At 53.9% G+C, this 16,158-nt stretch carries 11 protein-coding genes and 1 pseudogene; 8 read left to right on the forward strand and 4 right to left on the reverse strand.

Annotation, left to right across the window (positions count from 1 at the left end; genetic code table 11):
• Nucleotides 1-40 precede the first annotated feature (40 nt).
• Together Q0711_RS11695 and thiO are read right to left on the reverse strand one after the other, a co-directional pair.
• Nucleotides 41-315, reverse strand: a pseudogene (locus Q0711_RS11695) (restriction endonuclease); the annotation flags it as partial.
• A 91-nt stretch (nt 316-406) separates the two neighbouring features.
• A complete protein-coding gene (gene thiO / locus Q0711_RS07345; RefSeq protein WP_298614407.1) occupies nt 407-1,549 on the reverse strand; it encodes a glycine oxidase ThiO in 1,143 nt (380 codons plus the stop codon).
• A gap of 148 nt (nt 1,550-1,697) precedes the next feature.
• On the opposite strand from thiO, the gene Q0711_RS07350 reads away from it, so the two are divergent.
• The 7 genes from Q0711_RS07350 to hmpF all read left to right on the forward strand — a co-directional run bounded on the left by Q0711_RS07350 (nt 1,698) and on the right by hmpF (nt 11,855).
• Entirely contained in the window at nt 1,698-2,207 is a 510-nt protein-coding gene (locus Q0711_RS07350) for a TIGR02652 family protein (protein ID WP_298614409.1), read from the forward strand.
• Nucleotides 2,207-3,196 (forward strand): thiamine-phosphate kinase, encoded by a 990-nt coding sequence (thiL, locus tag Q0711_RS07355; RefSeq protein WP_298976911.1) that lies wholly within the window; start codon nt 2,207-2,209, stop codon nt 3,194-3,196. The genes Q0711_RS07350 and thiL overlap by 1 nt, the downstream gene beginning before the upstream one ends.
• Before the next feature lie 223 nt (nt 3,197-3,419).
• Nucleotides 3,420-6,839 (forward strand): phycobilisome rod-core linker polypeptide, encoded by a 3,420-nt coding sequence (locus Q0711_RS07360; RefSeq protein WP_298976909.1) that lies wholly within the window; start codon nt 3,420-3,422, stop codon nt 6,837-6,839.
• A gap of 237 nt (nt 6,840-7,076) precedes the next feature.
• Complete coding sequence (rpaB, locus tag Q0711_RS07365) at nt 7,077-7,841, forward strand: response regulator transcription factor RpaB (RefSeq protein WP_298614416.1); 765 nt, start codon at nt 7,077-7,079, stop codon at nt 7,839-7,841.
• Between the two features lie 18 nt (nt 7,842-7,859).
• The gene (locus Q0711_RS07370; RefSeq protein ID WP_298614418.1) at nt 7,860-8,660 is read left to right on the forward strand and encodes a hypothetical protein; all 801 of its coding nucleotides are present in this window, start codon (nt 7,860-7,862) and stop codon (nt 8,658-8,660) included.
• A gap of 5 nt (nt 8,661-8,665) precedes the next feature.
• On the forward strand, nt 8,666-9,862 hold the full coding sequence (locus Q0711_RS07375; RefSeq protein ID WP_298614462.1) for a homocysteine biosynthesis protein: 1,197 nt from the start codon (nt 8,666-8,668) through the stop codon (nt 9,860-9,862).
• Between the two features lie 307 nt (nt 9,863-10,169).
• Complete coding sequence (gene hmpF / locus Q0711_RS07380; protein WP_298614420.1) at nt 10,170-11,855, forward strand: pilus motility taxis protein HmpF; 1,686 nt, start codon at nt 10,170-10,172, stop codon at nt 11,853-11,855.
• A 3-nt stretch (nt 11,856-11,858) separates the two neighbouring features.
• On the opposite strand, the gene Q0711_RS07385 is transcribed toward hmpF, so the two are convergent.
• Nucleotides 11,859-12,911, reverse strand: coding sequence for a tetratricopeptide repeat protein (locus Q0711_RS07385; protein ID WP_298614422.1), 1,053 nt, complete (start codon nt 12,909-12,911; stop codon nt 11,859-11,861).
• 261 nt (nt 12,912-13,172) lie between these two features.
• On the opposite strand from Q0711_RS07385, the gene Q0711_RS07390 reads away from it, so the two are divergent.
• Complete coding sequence (locus Q0711_RS07390) at nt 13,173-15,167, forward strand: elongation factor G (protein WP_298614424.1); 1,995 nt, start codon at nt 13,173-13,175, stop codon at nt 15,165-15,167.
• Here the strand turns inward: Q0711_RS07390 and Q0711_RS07395 are convergent.
• Nucleotides 15,164-15,994 (reverse strand): glycosyltransferase family A protein, encoded by an 831-nt coding sequence (locus Q0711_RS07395; protein WP_298614426.1) that lies wholly within the window; start codon nt 15,992-15,994, stop codon nt 15,164-15,166. The genes Q0711_RS07390 and Q0711_RS07395 overlap by 4 nt on opposite strands.
• Nucleotides 15,995-16,158 lie beyond the last annotated feature (164 nt).

Here is a 16,158-nt window from a genome sequence, read left to right on the forward strand (position 1 = left end):
AGCAAGTTCAGGAGTTCTGCCGTAATTGGTCGCTTTGTCTCCCAAAAAAGCGTTGAGCAGATCTGAAAGGACACGATGATTGCGGTTGCTTTATGCTTGTTACTTTCATGTCAACTGCAAGCTCAGGAAAGTCTATCCCACTTGCAGAACTTCCTTCCTCGAATTCATACTTTTCACAGAGGTAAGACTTGAACTTGTGCTCGAAATACGTACCAACTGCTTTCCCATCAGTAACGCCATACAATGTCGGCTCTCGATGTCGGCAAATGTCTGCGCTTCTGTCTTCAAAATTTCTAGTGTCAACGGCACTTTCATGACTTCCCCTTGCCACTTGCATTAGCTGACCTAAATTCGCATCAAACAGACCAGAGACCATTTCAAAAAAATCTAAAAATAGAATACGAGGTTATGAGCAGAGACCGTCTGATCTTGGTGGGAGATTAAATCGCTGCCATGAAAAGGCTTTGAGGTGGCGATCGCCCCTCCGGTGCAAAATTAAATTGGCCATCAGCTTCGCCGTAATCGGGGCAAGTAAAATCCCATTACGGTAATGCCCCGTTGCTAGGTAAAGATTAGCCGCCGGCCCTTCTCCCAAAATGGGCAAGTCATCGGGAGTGGCTGGACGATAGCCCCACCACGTATCAATCACCTCGTAACGCGCCAATTCTGGAATAATGGCAGTTGCCCGATTCAGGAGTGCTTGCAGGCCAGCAACCGTGGTTCCCTCTTGAAAACCGACATCTTCACTGGTGGCACCCACCACCAGTTTGCCAGAGCGGCGCGGCACAAGATAGAGCTGATCGCCAAAGATTACATGATTCAGGAGGGGTTGGCCCGGCGGCTTCAGTGCCAACATTTGTCCCTTGCGGGGGGTGACGGGCAGGGGAAGGAGGCTGTGTGTCCATGCCCCTGTGGCTAGAATGTAGATGCCCGCAGACCAACGCCCGCGATCGCTCTCTAACGCGGTAATGTCCCCTTTGCGGCTTTGCTGAAACCGCTGAACAGTAATGCCCTCAATCACCTCGACGCCCAGAATCCGAGCGGCGCTCACCAAAACCTTGGCTAAGTTGCCCGTATTCACCTGTCCATCTTGGGGAAACCACCAAGCCCCTAGCACCGTCGGCGCAAAGCCCGGCTGATAGTTCACCAGTTCAGACGCATCTAACCAGCGGCTGTCGGGTTCCATAGGGTGGGTGCGATCGCGCTGCCGCTCATCGGTCACCGGTGCCAAAATCCCACAGGGCCAGTAGCCGGCATCCATGCCCGTCAGTTGCTCGAGCTTATCAATCCAACTGGGATAGAGATTGCGGCTGGCCGTACACAGATTCCACATGGCGCCTGCCGGTAGACCTTCTGCTTGGGGGGCTAACATTCCCGCTGCCGCATGGAGCGCTGCTTCGCGAAACTGGCGGCTGAGCACGGTGGGTCGCGCCCCCCGCAATGCCAATTCGATGGCGATCGCCAGCCCCATGGTGCCGCCCCCAATAATCAAAATGTCCCGTTGTTCATCCCCAAGGAGCATTCTTGACGCTTCAATCCCAATTGACACATTTCTTTATCTTGGCATCTGCCACCCCTTAAGGGTAGCCCAAACCACCCGCCTGAGGGGGAACGGCGCTTTGTTTTGCCTCCTGAAGTCAACTCGTTATAATAAGGGCGATCGCGGTGGATTTACTGCCGCTGTGTGGTAACTATCCATGATTTCATCCGGCTCTCACTACCCGATCTTTGGTCCTGAAATTCGCTGTCCTCACTGTCGGCAAGTCATTCCCGCTCTGACCCTCACCGATACGTATCTGTGCCCGCGCCACGGTCCTTTTGAAGCGGATGCCAAGACTGGGGAGTTGATGCATTTGCAATCGGGTCGCATTTGGCGCCTCTGGGAAGGGGAATGGTATCGCCAGCACACCCACCCTGACGGGATTCGCTTTGAAATCCACGATGCCCTTGATCGCCTCTACGCCCAAGGCTACCGTGCCACTAAAGTCATTATTGCCGAACGCTATCGTGACCTTTTCTATGCCTACCTCGAACGCAGTACCCCTTGGCGCGGCTCCACGGATCCGCAAACGCTCCGCCTGTTTGGGTTGCCCGTTGAGTTTAGCCCCCCGGCTAGCCAAGAGGAGCGCTGGGATGTGATTAACTTCGATCTGGAAAAAGAACCCGGTGCCTCTATTCGTCCCCCCTATTTTCGGATGTTTGACTAGTGCTACTTACCCTCGCCGACTGTGGCGAACTGGAATTGATTGCCCGCCTGCGTCCCTACTGCCACAGGGAATTAATTGGGGATGATGCGGCGGTTTTGACGCCGCCAGCAGGTGAACAATTGGTTGTCAGTACAGATGTGTTGGTGGAAGGGGTGCACTTTAGTTTAGGCATGGCCGATGTTCCGCTAACGATGACCCCTGTCGATGTGGGCTGGCGATCGCTGGCCGCCAATTTGTCAGACCTTGCTGCAATGGGGGCGTTGCCCTTGGGTCTAACCGTGGGCCTAGCGGCTCCGCGCGAGTGTCCTGTGGCAACAATTGAGGGTATTTACCAAGGGATGGCTGCCTGTGGTCAGGCCTACGGTGCCAGTATTATCGGTGGCGATACCTGTCGTTCCCGTGTCCTAAGTCTCAGCATCACGGTTTTGGGCAGTGCCCCTGCGGAACGAATTATTTATCGCGATCGCGCCCGAGTGGGGGATGCGATTGTTGTAACGGGTGTTCATGGTGCCTCCCGTGCCGGCCTAGAGTGCCTTTTGCATCCCCGGTGGGCAAGCACTCTACCTGAGGAACTGCGGCAAGCGTGGATTCAGGCTCATCAACGTCCCCGACCCCGCTTGGATATTGTCCAGTGGCTCCGTCAGCAAGTGTGCCCTCCTCGCATTGCCGGCATGGATAGTAGCGATGGTCTGGCCGCAGCGGTCTTGCAAATTTGTCAAGCCAGTGGGGTAGGCGCCGTTCTTTGGGGAGAGCAGATTCCAATGGTGGGCTATGGCGATCGCTCCCAAGCATTGAGCTGGGCACTGTACGGCGGTGAAGATTTTGAACTCGTCTTGTGTCTTGCCCCAGAATGGGCTGAGAATCTCTGTAGGGCAGCAGGTGATCAAGCCGCCATTGTTGGCGAAATTACCCCTGACACGATGGTTCAACTTCAGCTCAATGGGGAAGTATTGCCACTACAAGCCGATCAACTTTTTCAACACTTTTAGGCATCGGTTGCCTCCCGTAAAGCACAGCTACAGTGCTAAGGAGGAGCATCAAGACAGGATGTAGCCGTCAAGAAATATTACAAAAATTCATAAAATTTCGGGGCGATCTCCGACAAATCCCCATAAAATTTATACATTTCTTAAAAAAAGACCGCGCCATCCCCGAATCGTTCTAATCTAAGTTAGCGCGTTAACTAAAAGTAAAGGGAGCCTCTTAGTAACCATGGTTGTCAAAGCAAGTGGTGGAAGCTCGGTTGCCCGCCCGCAACTTTATCAAACCGTCCCCGTTTCAACGATTATTCAAGCCGAACAGCAGGATCGCTTCCTGAATCGGGGTGAACTGGACGAACTCGCTGTTTATCTGCGCTCCGGGGCAAAACGCCTTGAAATTGCCACCACCCTCACCCGCAACGCCGACATCATCGTGTCCCGTGCTGCTAACCGCATCTTTGTTGGTGGTTCCCCCATGGCCTTCCTCTCTCGCCCCCAAACTGAAGAAACCTCCCAATTCACCACCGGGGCGAGGGGCGAAGCCATTGACATAAAAGAAGCCATGAAACTGGGAACTGCCACCTATGTGGACACCCGTGGTGGATTCCTCGAAGGATTGCGCTCCATCTTTAGCGCCTCCGGTGATGGTGCGCCCGTGGGCTTCAAGCCGATCAACATTGCCCGCTATGGACCTGCTCGCATGGAAAAATCCCTGCGCGACTTGGATTGGTTCTTGCGCTATACCACCTACGCCATTGTGGCCGGCGATCCCAACATTTTGGCAGTGAATACGCGCGGCTTGCGGGAAATCATTGAGGCTGCGTGCTCCGCCGATGCCACCATTGCTGCCTTAAAGGAAATGCGGCGGGCGGCTCTCAGCTACTTTGAAAAGGATCCCGAAGCTAAGGGCATTGTGGAAACCTACTTTGAAGTTCTGATCAACGAATTTATTGCCCCTGCTCCCTCCGATAAAGTGCGGCAGCGCAACTCCACCGATCTTCAAGGATTGAGACTACCGCAAATTTACTACAATGCTGCCGAACGCCGTCCCAAATTTGTGATGAAGCCGGGGCTATCCGCTGCCGAGAAAAACGAAGTCGTCAAAGCCGCCTATCGGCAAATTTTTGAGCGCGACATCTCCCGTGCCTATGGTTTGGGTCTCTCTGATCTTGAATCCAAGGTGAAAAATGGCTCCATCTCCATGAGGGAGTTCATCCGCCAACTGGCCAAGTCGCCCCTTTACCGCAAAAACTTCTACGAACCCTATATCAATAGCCGTGCCCTAGAGCTGGCCTTCCGCCATATTTTGGGTCGTGGGCCCTCTAGCCGCGAGGAAGTGCAGACCTACTTTGCCATTCTCTCTAAAGGGGGTCTCCCTGCCCTAGTAGATGCCCTTGTGGATTCCAAGGAATACAGTGACTACTTTGGCGAAGAGACGGTGCCCTATCTGCGGGGTCTGGGTCAAGAGGCTCAAGAGTGCCGCAACTGGGGTGCTCAACAGGATCTCTTCAAGTACAGTGCTCCCTTCCGCAAAGTCCCGCAATTCATTACCACCTTTGCCGATCAGGATCAACCCCTGCCGGATCAACACCCCTACGGTGCGGGCAACGATCCCTTGGAAATCCAATTTGGTGCCATCTTCCCCAAAGAGAAGAAAAATCCCAGCGCTCGTCCCCAGCCCTTCAACAAAGATACCCGCCGCATTCTCATTACGCGCGGGCCGGGGATCAACAATCAGGTGAGCAATCCCGCAGCGCGTGGAGTCGCCCCCGGCACCCTAGGGCCAAAAGTCTTCAAACTGGATCAGCTTCCCAGCATCAATGCCCGCATTGGCAAACGCTCGATTGCCACAGGCGGCGACAGTGTCAAGTTTGCTGAAAGCTCCACCCAGCGGGTGATTCGTGCTGCTTATCTGCAAGTCTTTGGCCGCGATGTCTATGAAGGGCAGCGCCAAAAAGTGGCCGAGATCAAGCTCGAAAACGGGGAAATCTCCGTCCGTGAATTTGTGCGGATTTTGGCCAAATCGAACCTCTTCCGCAGCCTTTACTGGACCCCCCTGTACGTCACTAAAGCGATTGAGTACATTCACCGTCGCCTCTTGGGGCGTCCCACCTATGGTCGCCAAGAGATGAATGCCTACTTTGACATTGCCTCGAAGAAGGGTCTCTACGGCTTGGTGGATGCAATCATTGACAGCCAAGAGTACAGTGAAGCCTTTGGCGAAGACACGGTTCCCTACGAGCGCTACATTACGCCCAAAGGTTTGGCAATGCGATCATTGCGAGCCGGCACGATTGGCGAAACCGGTGTCCTGCCCCAAAAAGAAGAAGTCCCCCGCTTTGTCCAGCTAGGAACCGTCACCGAACTGCGGACAGAACCAGCCATTCAGTTCCGTGTCAATCAAGGGGTGAGCAAGCGCCGCGAGCAAACTAAAGTCTTCAAGCTCACGGATCTCAACGACAAGCAAAATCTGCAACTGGTGATTCAGGCGGCCTATCGTCAGGTCTTTGAGCGGGATGTGGCTCCCTACATTGTCCGCGATGAATTTACTGCCCTCGAATCAAAACTCAGCAACGGTGAGATTACGCTCAAGGAGTTCATTGAGGGTTTGGGTTGTTCGGAACTCTATCAGAAGGAGTTCTACACCCCCTATCCCAACACCAAGGTGATCGAACTGGGCACCAAGCACTTTTTGGGTCGGGCACCCCTCGATCAAGCGGAAATCCGCCGTTACAACCAAATCCTCGCCACCCAAGGCTTAAAGGCTTTTGTCCAAGCCCTGGTCAGCAGTGCAGAATACGCTGAAGTCTTTGGGGAGGATACGGTGCCCTATCGTCGCTTCCCCACCTTGCCGGCAGCCAACTTCCCCAACACTGAGAAATTGCACAATCAACTCACGAAGCAAAGTGAGGCGATTGTTGTGCCCAGTTTTGCGCCGGTGAAACCTCGCCTTGATAATACGAAGCTGCCGCTTCTCAGTCGGGCGATCGCCGAGCAAGAGGCCAAAGCGCGTCAAGCGGATCCCAGCAAACCCCGCTTTATTGAATTGGGACGCTCCTTCCGTAACGGCGATGGTCAATCGGTGGAAGTGGGGGTTGGGACTACCCGTCGCCGTCCCGCTCGCATTTTCCGCATGACGGTGGGTGCCCCTAGTGCTGAGGTGGAGCTGGTGATCAATGCCATCTACTGTCAGGTGATGGATGTCTTCAGTGGTCAAGTGCCCAGCCAGTTTCGCCGTCCCGACCTAGAAAGCCGCCTGCGCAACGGTGAAATTACCGTCCGCGAGTTTGTGCGCACCTTGGCCAGCTCAGAGATCTATCGCAACCGCTTCTATACCCCCTATCCCAACACTAAGGTAATTGAATTCCTCTTCCGTCACCTCCTCGGTCGTGCTCCGGCCACCCAGGCGGAAATTCGCCAATACAACAAAATCTTGGCGGATCAAGGCCTCAAGGCGGCGGTCGAAACGATGGTGAATAGCCCTGAGTACAGCCGCTACTTTGGTGAAGATGTCGTGCCCTACAAACGCTTCCCTACGCTGCCAGCGGGCAACTACATTGGCAGTGTCAAAGCCAATGCCGACTTGGTAAAGCAATCTTGGTCGAGCCTCTCGCCCTCGTTGGTGGGGATTCAGCCGAGCCGTCGCGGCTAGGGAACGCTTCCCCTAACCACTTGTGAATCAATACACTAGCGGATGCTCTTGCAGGGGTGTCCGCTTTTTTGTTGGGCAAGACCGCGTTAAAATATACTAAAGATTTTCAATTCTGAAAAACCCGTAAAATCCCGTCCTAGGCAGGGCTGGAAGCCTTTCTATGGCCAGTAAAAAAATGATAGAGTACAAAAAATTCCCATTTTAATTTCTATCCATTACTGTCCTCATTAAGTAGGAGTGTCCGTTACTTTGGAGAGCCACAAAGACCACAAAGAAAAGATACTCGTCGTGGATGATGAAGCGAGTATTCGCCGAATTTTAGAAACTCGGCTGTCAATGATTGGCTATACGGTCGTCACTGCTGCCGATGGCGAGGAAGCCCTGACCACCTTTCGGCAGGAGCAGCCGGATTTGGTGGTGCTGGATGTGATGATGCCCAAACTAGATGGCTATGGCGTCTGTCAAGAACTGCGCAAAGAATCCGATGTCCCTATCATTATGCTCACTGCCCTTGGCGATGTCGCCGATCGCATTACGGGGTTAGAACTGGGCGCCGATGATTATGTGGTCAAGCCCTTTTCCCCCAAAGAGTTGGAGGCCCGCATTCGCTCAGTGCTGCGCCGTATCGAGAAAACCACTACCTCCGGTATTCCCAGCTCCGGGGTGATTCAAGTGGGCAATATTCGCATTGATACCAATAAGCGGCAAGTCTATAAGGGGGATGAACGCATTCGTCTCACGGGCATGGAATTTATGCTCTTGGAATTGCTGGTGAGTCGCTCTGGTGAACCCTTCTCACGGGGGGAAATTCTCGAGCAGGTGTGGGGCTATACCCCAGAACGCCACGTAGATACGCGGGTAGTGGATGTTCACATTTCCCGCTTGCGGGCTAAGCTAGAGGAAGACCCCAGTAATCCAGAGTTGATTTTGACGGCACGGGGAACGGGGTATCTCTTTCAGCGGATTACCGAGCCGGGAGAAGTAAGCAACAAAAATCCCTAACGGGCCTGAGGGTGAGCCATGAATAAACAACGCCGGCACTGGTCAGAGATTTGGGGGCTAGGTCTGACGGCGGTGGCCTTAGGGATCGTTGCCTTTATGCAGCAGGATGCCCTGCGGCAGTTACAGATCCAAGCGTCAGAACAACTCACCGATGCCGAATATGAGCGCCAGAATGCCCAAACCATTACCCAAATGCGGCTTTTGGCTAACCTACCCTCCTTTGGTTTTGACACCCTAGTTGCCGATTGGGCATTTTTGCAATTTCTACAGTTTTTTGGTGATTCCGCTGCCCGTCAAGTCACGGGTTACGATGAGGTGCCTGTTTTCTTTGAGGTCATTATTGCAAAGGATCCCCGCTTTGCCCAAACCTACCCCTACCTTTCGACGGCAATTACGGTGTATGCAGGACAGCCGCAAACCTCTGTGGCTTTGATGGATCGGGGTCTGGCGGCTATGGATCCCGCCTATCAACCGACGGCCTACTTGGCATGGGTGTTTCGGGCGATGGATGAATTCCTCTTTTTGGGCAAGGGGCTGGCGGCAGCAGAGTCCTACGATCGCGCAGCAGCTTGGGCAGAAATGAATCCGGATCCCCAGGTACGCGATGCAGCCCCCTATTATCGCTCTTTGGCACAAACTCTGCGGCGAAATCCCGACAGTCGGATGGCTCAGATCAATGCGTGGATTTGGGCACTGGTGAATGCAGTGAGCGATCGCTCGCGGCAAACGGCGATAGAGAATATTGAACGCCTAGGGGGCAAGGTCTCCCGCCTCCCCGATGGCACTTGGCAAATTCGCCACCCTGAGGATCTGCGGTAGTGCCCGTGGAACGCACAATTCCCGAAATAAATGAAAAAATTAAGGCGGGTAAGGCCACGGTTTGGACGCTGGCAGAACTCAAAGCCCGCCTTGAAAGCCTGAGCACTGCTGAAGCCACCCGCCAAGTGGATGTGGTGACAACGGGTACGTTTGAACCCATGGAGTCTTCGGGGGCAATCATTAATTTGGGGCCAACAGACCCTCCGATTAAACTGCGGCAGTGCTGGCTGGATGGCATTCCTGCCTACAGTGGTTTTGGGGCTGTGGATCTCTATTTGGGAGCAGCTCAATCCCCTGACCCCAATTCTGAGGGGGGTGAAGCGGACAGTCTGCGGGAACGGGGGGGTGGCCATGTGATTGCCGATTTGATTGCCGGCAAAGCCATTTCCCTGCGGGCAGTGGGTCATGTCACTGATTGCTATCCCCGTGCCAGTTTAGAAACTGTGATTAGTAAAGAGACAATTAACCAGTTTTATCTGTATAACCCTCGGAATCTTTATCAAAATTTTATTGTCGGTGTCAATGGGGGCGATCGCCCCCTCTATACCTACCTTGGGCCACTCCAACCGCAACTGGGGAACGCCGTCTATGCCTGTGGCGGTGCCCTCTCACCTCTGCTGAACGATCCCTACTTGCGACTGGTGGGAATTGGCACCCGCATTTTTCTTGGCGGCGGCATTGGCTATGTAGCGTGGGAAGGCACCCAACACTTCCCCTTACAAAAACGGTTGGCCAACGACACTCCCATTGGACCCGCCGCCACCCTTGCCCTTATTGGCGATGCCAAACAAATGGATCCCTTTTGGGTGCGGGGTTGCTATTTCAAGCACTATGGGCCTTCCTTGATGCTGGGGGTAGGTGTTCCGCTCCCCGTGTTGGATCAAGAGGTCATCGCCCGCTGCGCCATTCGCGATGAAGAAGTGGTAGCGCCGATTATTGACTTTTCCATTCCTCGCCGCGTGCGTCCCACTTTTGGCATGGTTAACTATGCACAACTGAAGTCAGGCAAAATCAAGATTGAAGGTAAAACCGTGCGCACGGCTCCCCTCGCCAGTCTCTACTTTAGTCAGCGGATTGCCGAGATTCTGAAGGACTGGATCCAAACAGGTCGTTTTACCTTGACAGAACCCATTGCTCCATTGCCCCGCGATCGCACCTTTTTGCCGCAGCAACCTTGGATGCCCGCTACCAGTGATGATTAGCCTGCTTTCGGCAACAATCCTCTCGCTATAATGGAGAGGCGTTGAACCACCTTGCCCTTGGCAATTTTCTAGTTCCCGACCCATTGATTCAAGCCCCTGATGAACTCTCACCGCTGGGTGTTTAGGTGTTTAATAGAATGGAAGAGATATAAATGAAGAGAAGAGATATAAGAGTTTTGAAGGGGCGCGATCGCTGGTAAACGCAAAACTGCATCCTTCATGAATTTCAATCCGCCATGCGTATTATTACGGTTGTCATTGGTTCCGTTCTATGTCAGTCTCAGCATTAGGGTAGAGGTCAAAGGCTGTGCAGTATCTCGCCGAGGTCATTAAGAAAACGGGTTTCATGGGGACGAAATCCGAGTTGAAATTACTCATGCGCGAGCAGTCGGGTTACTGGCACCCCGTCCCCCAAAACGAAGAGACGATTCCCTTTGACAATAGCCGTGACTACGGCAACGGCGTGCTCGTCTTTGTGGAAATGGCTGCCAACCGCCAAATTCGCAATGTGGATGAGGCGTCTCGCCGTCTTACAGGTATCTTGCACGGCTTCACGCGGATGCGGGAGCGCTTTCAAAGCCAAGAGGAAGAGATTGAAGGTTGGAAGCAATCCTTATCCTACCAAGCGGAGGCTCTCAATCAGCGGGAACAGGAATTTGAGCAACGCAAAGAAGAACTGCAAGAACTCGAAGCCCGACTCGCGGGTGCCGAGGAGGAATTGGCGCAACTCAACAAACTGCGGGAGGAATTGACTGCCGAGGAACAGCGAATTCAAGCAGAGCGCCAAGCCCTTGAAAACTTACGCCACCAAGTGCACCAAGAGCAGCAGCGCTGGGAACAACTCAAGTCTAGCCACAGTGTTGGCTTATCACCAGAACAAATTCGCCAAGTAGATTCAATTTTGCAGCAATTGGCGGAGAGTCTCAACAGTGGTGGGCATCCCCAAATCACGGAGTGCTTTCAGAGTCTAGATCAGCAGCAGGCCCTGCTCAACCGGTACTGGCAGCAACTGGAGCAACTAGAGCAGGAGGTCAGTCAGCGCCAAGCTGCCCTAGAGGAGCAACTTCAGGCCTTTCAGAAAAAGGAAGAGGCGTGGCGCACCGCTCAGGAGCAATTTTGGCAAGACAGTCGGGCGATCGCCCTGCAGGAGGAACTCTGCCGCTACAAACAATCTGTCCTGGAAAAAGAACGCCACCTCCTTGCTCAACAAGAGGAAATGATCCAGCAAATGCGCCAAGCCATGGTGAGTGAGCTTACAGAGGCAGTGGATGTCAATGCCCTGATGAAAATGCCCATGGAGGAACTGGAAAAAGAAGTGGCCAACCGCGGCAATGACCTCAAGCGCGCCTCTGCCTTTGTCAACGATCAAGAAGAAGAGCTGAAGATGGCTCTAGAGTCCTTGGCAGAACTGGAGCAAAAAGTCAAAGAAGCCAGTGACTTCGATCGCCTACAACTGGCGGGGGAATTGGAGGACGAACGCCAGCGCTGTAATCTGCTCAATCAGGCCCTTGAAGGACAGCGGCAACATATCCGTGAAAAAGAAGCAATCTACAAAATCCACAAGCAAGTGCTAGAGGCACGCAAGGATCCTGCTTCCCAACAGGGCATTAGCCTCATTCCCATTCTCAGCGAATTGGAGTGCCAGTTTCAAGAGTACAGCGTGGCCGTCAATCAACTGGCGGAGGAATTACAACAGGCCTATACCGACTTAGAAAGTCTGCGTCACGACCTCGAAGAACGCCGCAAGCTACAACAGCAGCAAAAAGATCAACTTAACCAAGAAGAACAGATACTGATTGAAGAGCAACGGTTGTTGGCTGCGAAGCGAGGACAGGCGACTCTATTGCGGGAAATTTTACAGCCTGTTCAAGATCGCCTCAATTACTTGCGCCAAGCTCTAGAGGGAATCAACCAAAATATTCTCAATGGCCGTCCCACTGCTCTCATTTCTGAGTTACAGCAAGTGGTCATGAACCTAGGTCAAGGGGCTTAACTGCTAATTGTGCTGCCGCATTGCGTCTCGGACTTTGGTTTCGCCAGCGGGATTATTTTGCTCACGGTAGAGCTTCAGGGCCATTTGATAGGCACTGTGAGCCTCCTGCCGTCGGCCTTGAGCTGTCAAAGCTTTCCCCAAGTAGTAAAAGCCATCGGCATTTGTTGGGCTGATCTGCGTGGCTTGACGATAAATTGCCACCGCTTCAAGGGAATTATTTTGCTGCATTAACAGCTCACCTAAGCTGAAGTAGGTGGCCACCCGTTCGGGTTGCAGAGGGATCAAACGGCGGTAAGCTTGAATGGCGCGCTCGGGTTGATTGGCAGCAACGGCAAGTTCTGCGACTTGTTGAAGTAGATCCGCATCTCGCTGCCCCAAGTTAGCTGCGCGATCGATGGCCTGCCAGCCTTGGCTAGAATCCCCAGCGGCAAGAAGCGCCATCCCCAAGTGGAGTTGAATGGAGGCATTGCCAGGGGCAAGGGTTGCCGCCTGTTGTAGATAACTGATGGCTTCGGGGAGATTGCGTTGTTGAAGCAGCAAAACACCTAATCCCTTTTGAGCTGCCCAATTGCGAGGGTCAAGACGGAGGGCAGAGCGGTAGGCCTGTATGGCGCCTTGGGGATCCCCCATGCGGGCAAGAATCACCGCCAATCCTTCATAGGCTTGGGCATTACGGTTATCGAGGCGAATCGCTTGGCGATAGGCGGCAGCAGCACCTTGGTTTTCCCCCATCATCCCCAGACTGTAGCCGAGGGCATAGTAAAAATCAGCGTTTTGTTGATCCAGCTCAATGGCGCGTTGGTAGGCACGAGCGGCTTCAGCAAATCGTCCCTGCCGGGCATAGATGTAGCCGATGGCAGAATGCACGCGAGGATTACGGCTCTGGCTCTGTAGCAGTTGCTGATAAATGGCCAAGGCTTGGGCATAGTTCCCTGCTTCTACTAGCCGTCGCCCTTCCTGCATCAGCGTGCTGACGGGGCTATTGGCGTGGACTGGCGATGCCATCCAAAGGCCAAGACTGGCAATACTTGCCCACAAAAGGGAATTGACGCGCATCGTAAGTGAGTCCTCCTCGCAAACGTTAACCGTAACTTAACGGTTGTTTACAGCTCCTTAAGAGATACTGCAAATTCCGCCAAGGGCGATCGCCAAGAGTTAAGAGATGTAGTAAGGCAAACTACAGCCCTTTTCTAGGGAGTACATCAAAGGAAGGGGAGCCTCTTTTGGGGTGGTTTTCACAGCTTTAAGGGAAAAGGGCTGCAAAGGTCTATTTTGGACAATTTTGACCACAATGGCAAATCAAAAGGGAGGTGTCCGATGGCGAGACGATGCAACATTGCCCTGGTGGGCAGCTACAACAGTGGCAAAACAACCCTCGCAGAAAGCATTTTGCGCCTTACCCACGCCACCAATGGCAAGGCCGGTAGTCTTCTGGATACCAGTCCTGAGGCGCGCGATCGCCGGATGGGGGTAGAGCTGAATGTGGTTCATACCCAGTATGGGGACTTGGATCTAGTCCTTCTCGACTGTCCTGGCTCAGTGGAGTTGCTCCAAGAAACCCTCAATGCCCTAGTCGGTGTGGATATGGCGATCGTGGTCTGTGAACCCCTCAGCGATCGCGCCTTTACCCTAACCCCCCTGTTCAAATTCCTCGACGACTGGCAAATTCCCCACCTCCTCTTTATTAACAAGATGGAGCGTGCCCACGACCCCTATATGGAAATCCTCGCCGCCTATCGCCAAGTTTCCAGCCGTCCCCTTGTCCCCCATCAGTACCCCATTTGGCAGGGGGATGATCTTTTGGGCTACATTGACTTGGTGACGGAGCAGGCCTATCACTACCATGCGGGGGCAGCGGCAGAGTTAGTCCCCTTTCCTTCTGAATTGCAAGCCCTCGAACAGGCCGCACGGGCGGAGCTACTGGAGGCTCTGGCCAACTATGACGATCATCTCCTAGAGGAACTCCTTGAGGATATTGCGCCCCCGGAAAGTGAAATCATGGCAGATCTGCGCTGGGAGTTGGGAGCGGATTTAATTGTGCCCGTCTTCTTTGGCAGTGCGCAAACGGACTACGGTGTGCGTCCTCTATTGGCAGCTCTTGATCGCGAAGCACCCAATGCCACAGAAACTGCTGCCCATCGCCAGATCAAGGGCGAGGAGCCGCTTGCCCAAGTGCTAAAGACCTTCTATCTCCCCCAAGGGGGCGGCAAGCTCTCCCTCGTGCGGGTATGGCAGGGCACGTTGACCGATGGGATGAGCCTGAATGGGGTGCGCGTGGGGGGCATCTACCGTGCCCAGGGCACACAGCTAGCATCGCTGGGGCAGGCAACAGCAGGTGACATTGTTCTTTTGGCGCGGCTAGAGGGTATTCGTACAGGTGAGACCCTCAGTGTCAGTGGTCAGGCGGCACCTCTGCCCTGTGCGCCGCAACTGGAACCCGTCTATGCCTTGGCTATTGCCCCCAGTAAACGCAGTGATGAGGTAAAGCTTACCAGCGCGTTGCAAAAACTGCTGGAGGAAGATCCGGGGCTGCACTGGGAACAGCATGGCGATACCCATGAGATTATTCTCTGGGGACAGGGTGACATTCACTTGCAGATTGCCCTCGATCGCCTGCGCCGCAAGTATCACCTACCGATGCAAACCCATTTACCCCCAGTCCCCTACAGGGAAACCATTCGCCGTGGGATAAAAAACAGCCATGGTCGCTATAAGCATCAAACGGGGGGGCATGGCCAATTTGGCGATGTGTACCTTGATATTGCTCCCCTAGAACGCGGCAGCGGCTTCCAATTTAGGGAAACTATTGTCGGCGGCGTTGTTCCCAAGCAATATATCCCCGGTGTCGAGCAGGGGGTGCGGGACTTTCTCAACCAAGGGCCGTTGGGATTTCCAATCGTAGATGTGGCGGTGACCCTTACCAATGGCTCCTACCACGCTGTGGATAGTTCTGAGCTGGCCTTTCGCCAAGCGGCTCGCCTTGCCATGCAGGCAGGAATTCCCCAGTGTGAGCCGCAACTCCTAGAACCCATCATGGCGGTGCAAGTGTGGATGCCCCAAGCCTTTACGGCTAAGGTGATGCAGGCCTTGACGGGGCGACGCGGTCAGGTCTTGGGCTACAGCAGTAAGGAGGGTTGGCCCGGCTGGGACCAGATTGAGGCTTATTTACCCCAAGCGGAAATGCATGACTTCGCGGTGGAGTTGCGCTCCCTAACCATGGGCAGCGGTGGCTTCCATTGGCAATTTGATCACCTGCAGGAAGTACCGGAAAAACTGGCTGCGACGATTGTTCAGCGCCACAAAAAAGCCTAGGCTACTAGTTGAGCCGCCTTGGCCTGCAATTCCTGAAGTCGTGTGGCCATGATCTGCTGAATTTGGGCTTCCTGCTGGCGATCGCTCGCATCCAGGTCGTCGGCTACCGTGCCCGGAGCGGCTTGGAATTTCTTGAGCTGGCGATCAAAGAAACTGTTGGGGAAGCGGCGGTACTCCACTGTTTGCTGCTCAAGGCGGGCGGTGTAACAAAACTGGTGCAACCAATGGGCATAGGCCACATCCTCAGCCCCATAACGAAACCGGCGGAAGACCTCATCTTCAGGAAAGCCGCCGATAAACTCATGGACTTCGCGGCGCACCCCCAAATTGAGAACCAAGGTGTGCTCTAGGGTTTTGTGCCAGTAGGGATGCAGGCGATCGCGACAATAGACTCCCGTGCGCACGGCACCAAAATAAGCTGGGGCATAGGGTTCCGGTAGAGGTTGATTCAACACCGATAGGGCTAAAAACAGGTGCTCAGGGCGGTACAGATCATCGGCATCACAGAAAAAAATCACCTCTCCTTTGGCCAAGCGAACTCCCATATTCCGCGCGGCGGCAATGCCAATGTTGATGGGCCAGCCCACTACCTGCAGGGGCACCGTATTTGGCCATCGCTTAACCGCCACATCACAGGTGGCATCCGTTGAGCCATCACTGACAAGGATCAATTCCCCCGCGGTAGCGTAGGGAAAGTGCTGCTGTAGATAGTGGCAACTGGCGGCAATGCTCTCAAGAGTTTCCCGAAAGACGGTTTCTCCCCGCTGGGTGATCACATTGTAGGCGGGCATCACAATGGAGAAGGAACGCAGGCCAGCAAGTTCCACAGCAAGTCCCTCAGGAATTTTTCCTTATTTTCTTCCTAAGAGGGAGTTCCATGCAAAAGTTTCCCAGGGTGTTGACAAAGGCTTAGTCCATTCGCTACATTAACTAATGCTGAGCCTTGCCCCCATCGTCTAGAGGCCTAGGACACCTCCCTTTCACGGAGGCG

The organism is uncultured Thermosynechococcus sp., from assembly GCF_937958135.1.
GTDB lineage: Bacteria > Cyanobacteriota > Cyanobacteriia > Thermosynechococcales > Thermosynechococcaceae > Thermosynechococcus.

Bases quoted from the DNA above. Each gene is read 5' to 3' on its own strand.
- Q0711_RS07390 (WP_298614424.1), top strand. From the start codon at position 13,173: ATGGCGAGACGATGCAACATTGCCCTGGTGGGCAGCTACAACAGTGGC.
- Q0711_RS07370 (WP_298614418.1), top strand. From the start codon at position 7,860: ATGAATAAACAACGCCGGCACTGGTCAGAGATTTGGGGGCTAGGTCTG.
- Q0711_RS07350 (WP_298614409.1), top strand. From the start codon at position 1,698: ATGATTTCATCCGGCTCTCACTACCCGATCTTTGGTCCTGAAATTCGC.
- Q0711_RS07385 (WP_298614422.1), bottom strand. From the start codon at position 12,911: ATGCGCGTCAATTCCCTTTTGTGGGCAAGTATTGCCAGTCTTGGCCTT.
- Q0711_RS07360 (WP_298976909.1), top strand. From the start codon at position 3,420: ATGGTTGTCAAAGCAAGTGGTGGAAGCTCGGTTGCCCGCCCGCAACTT.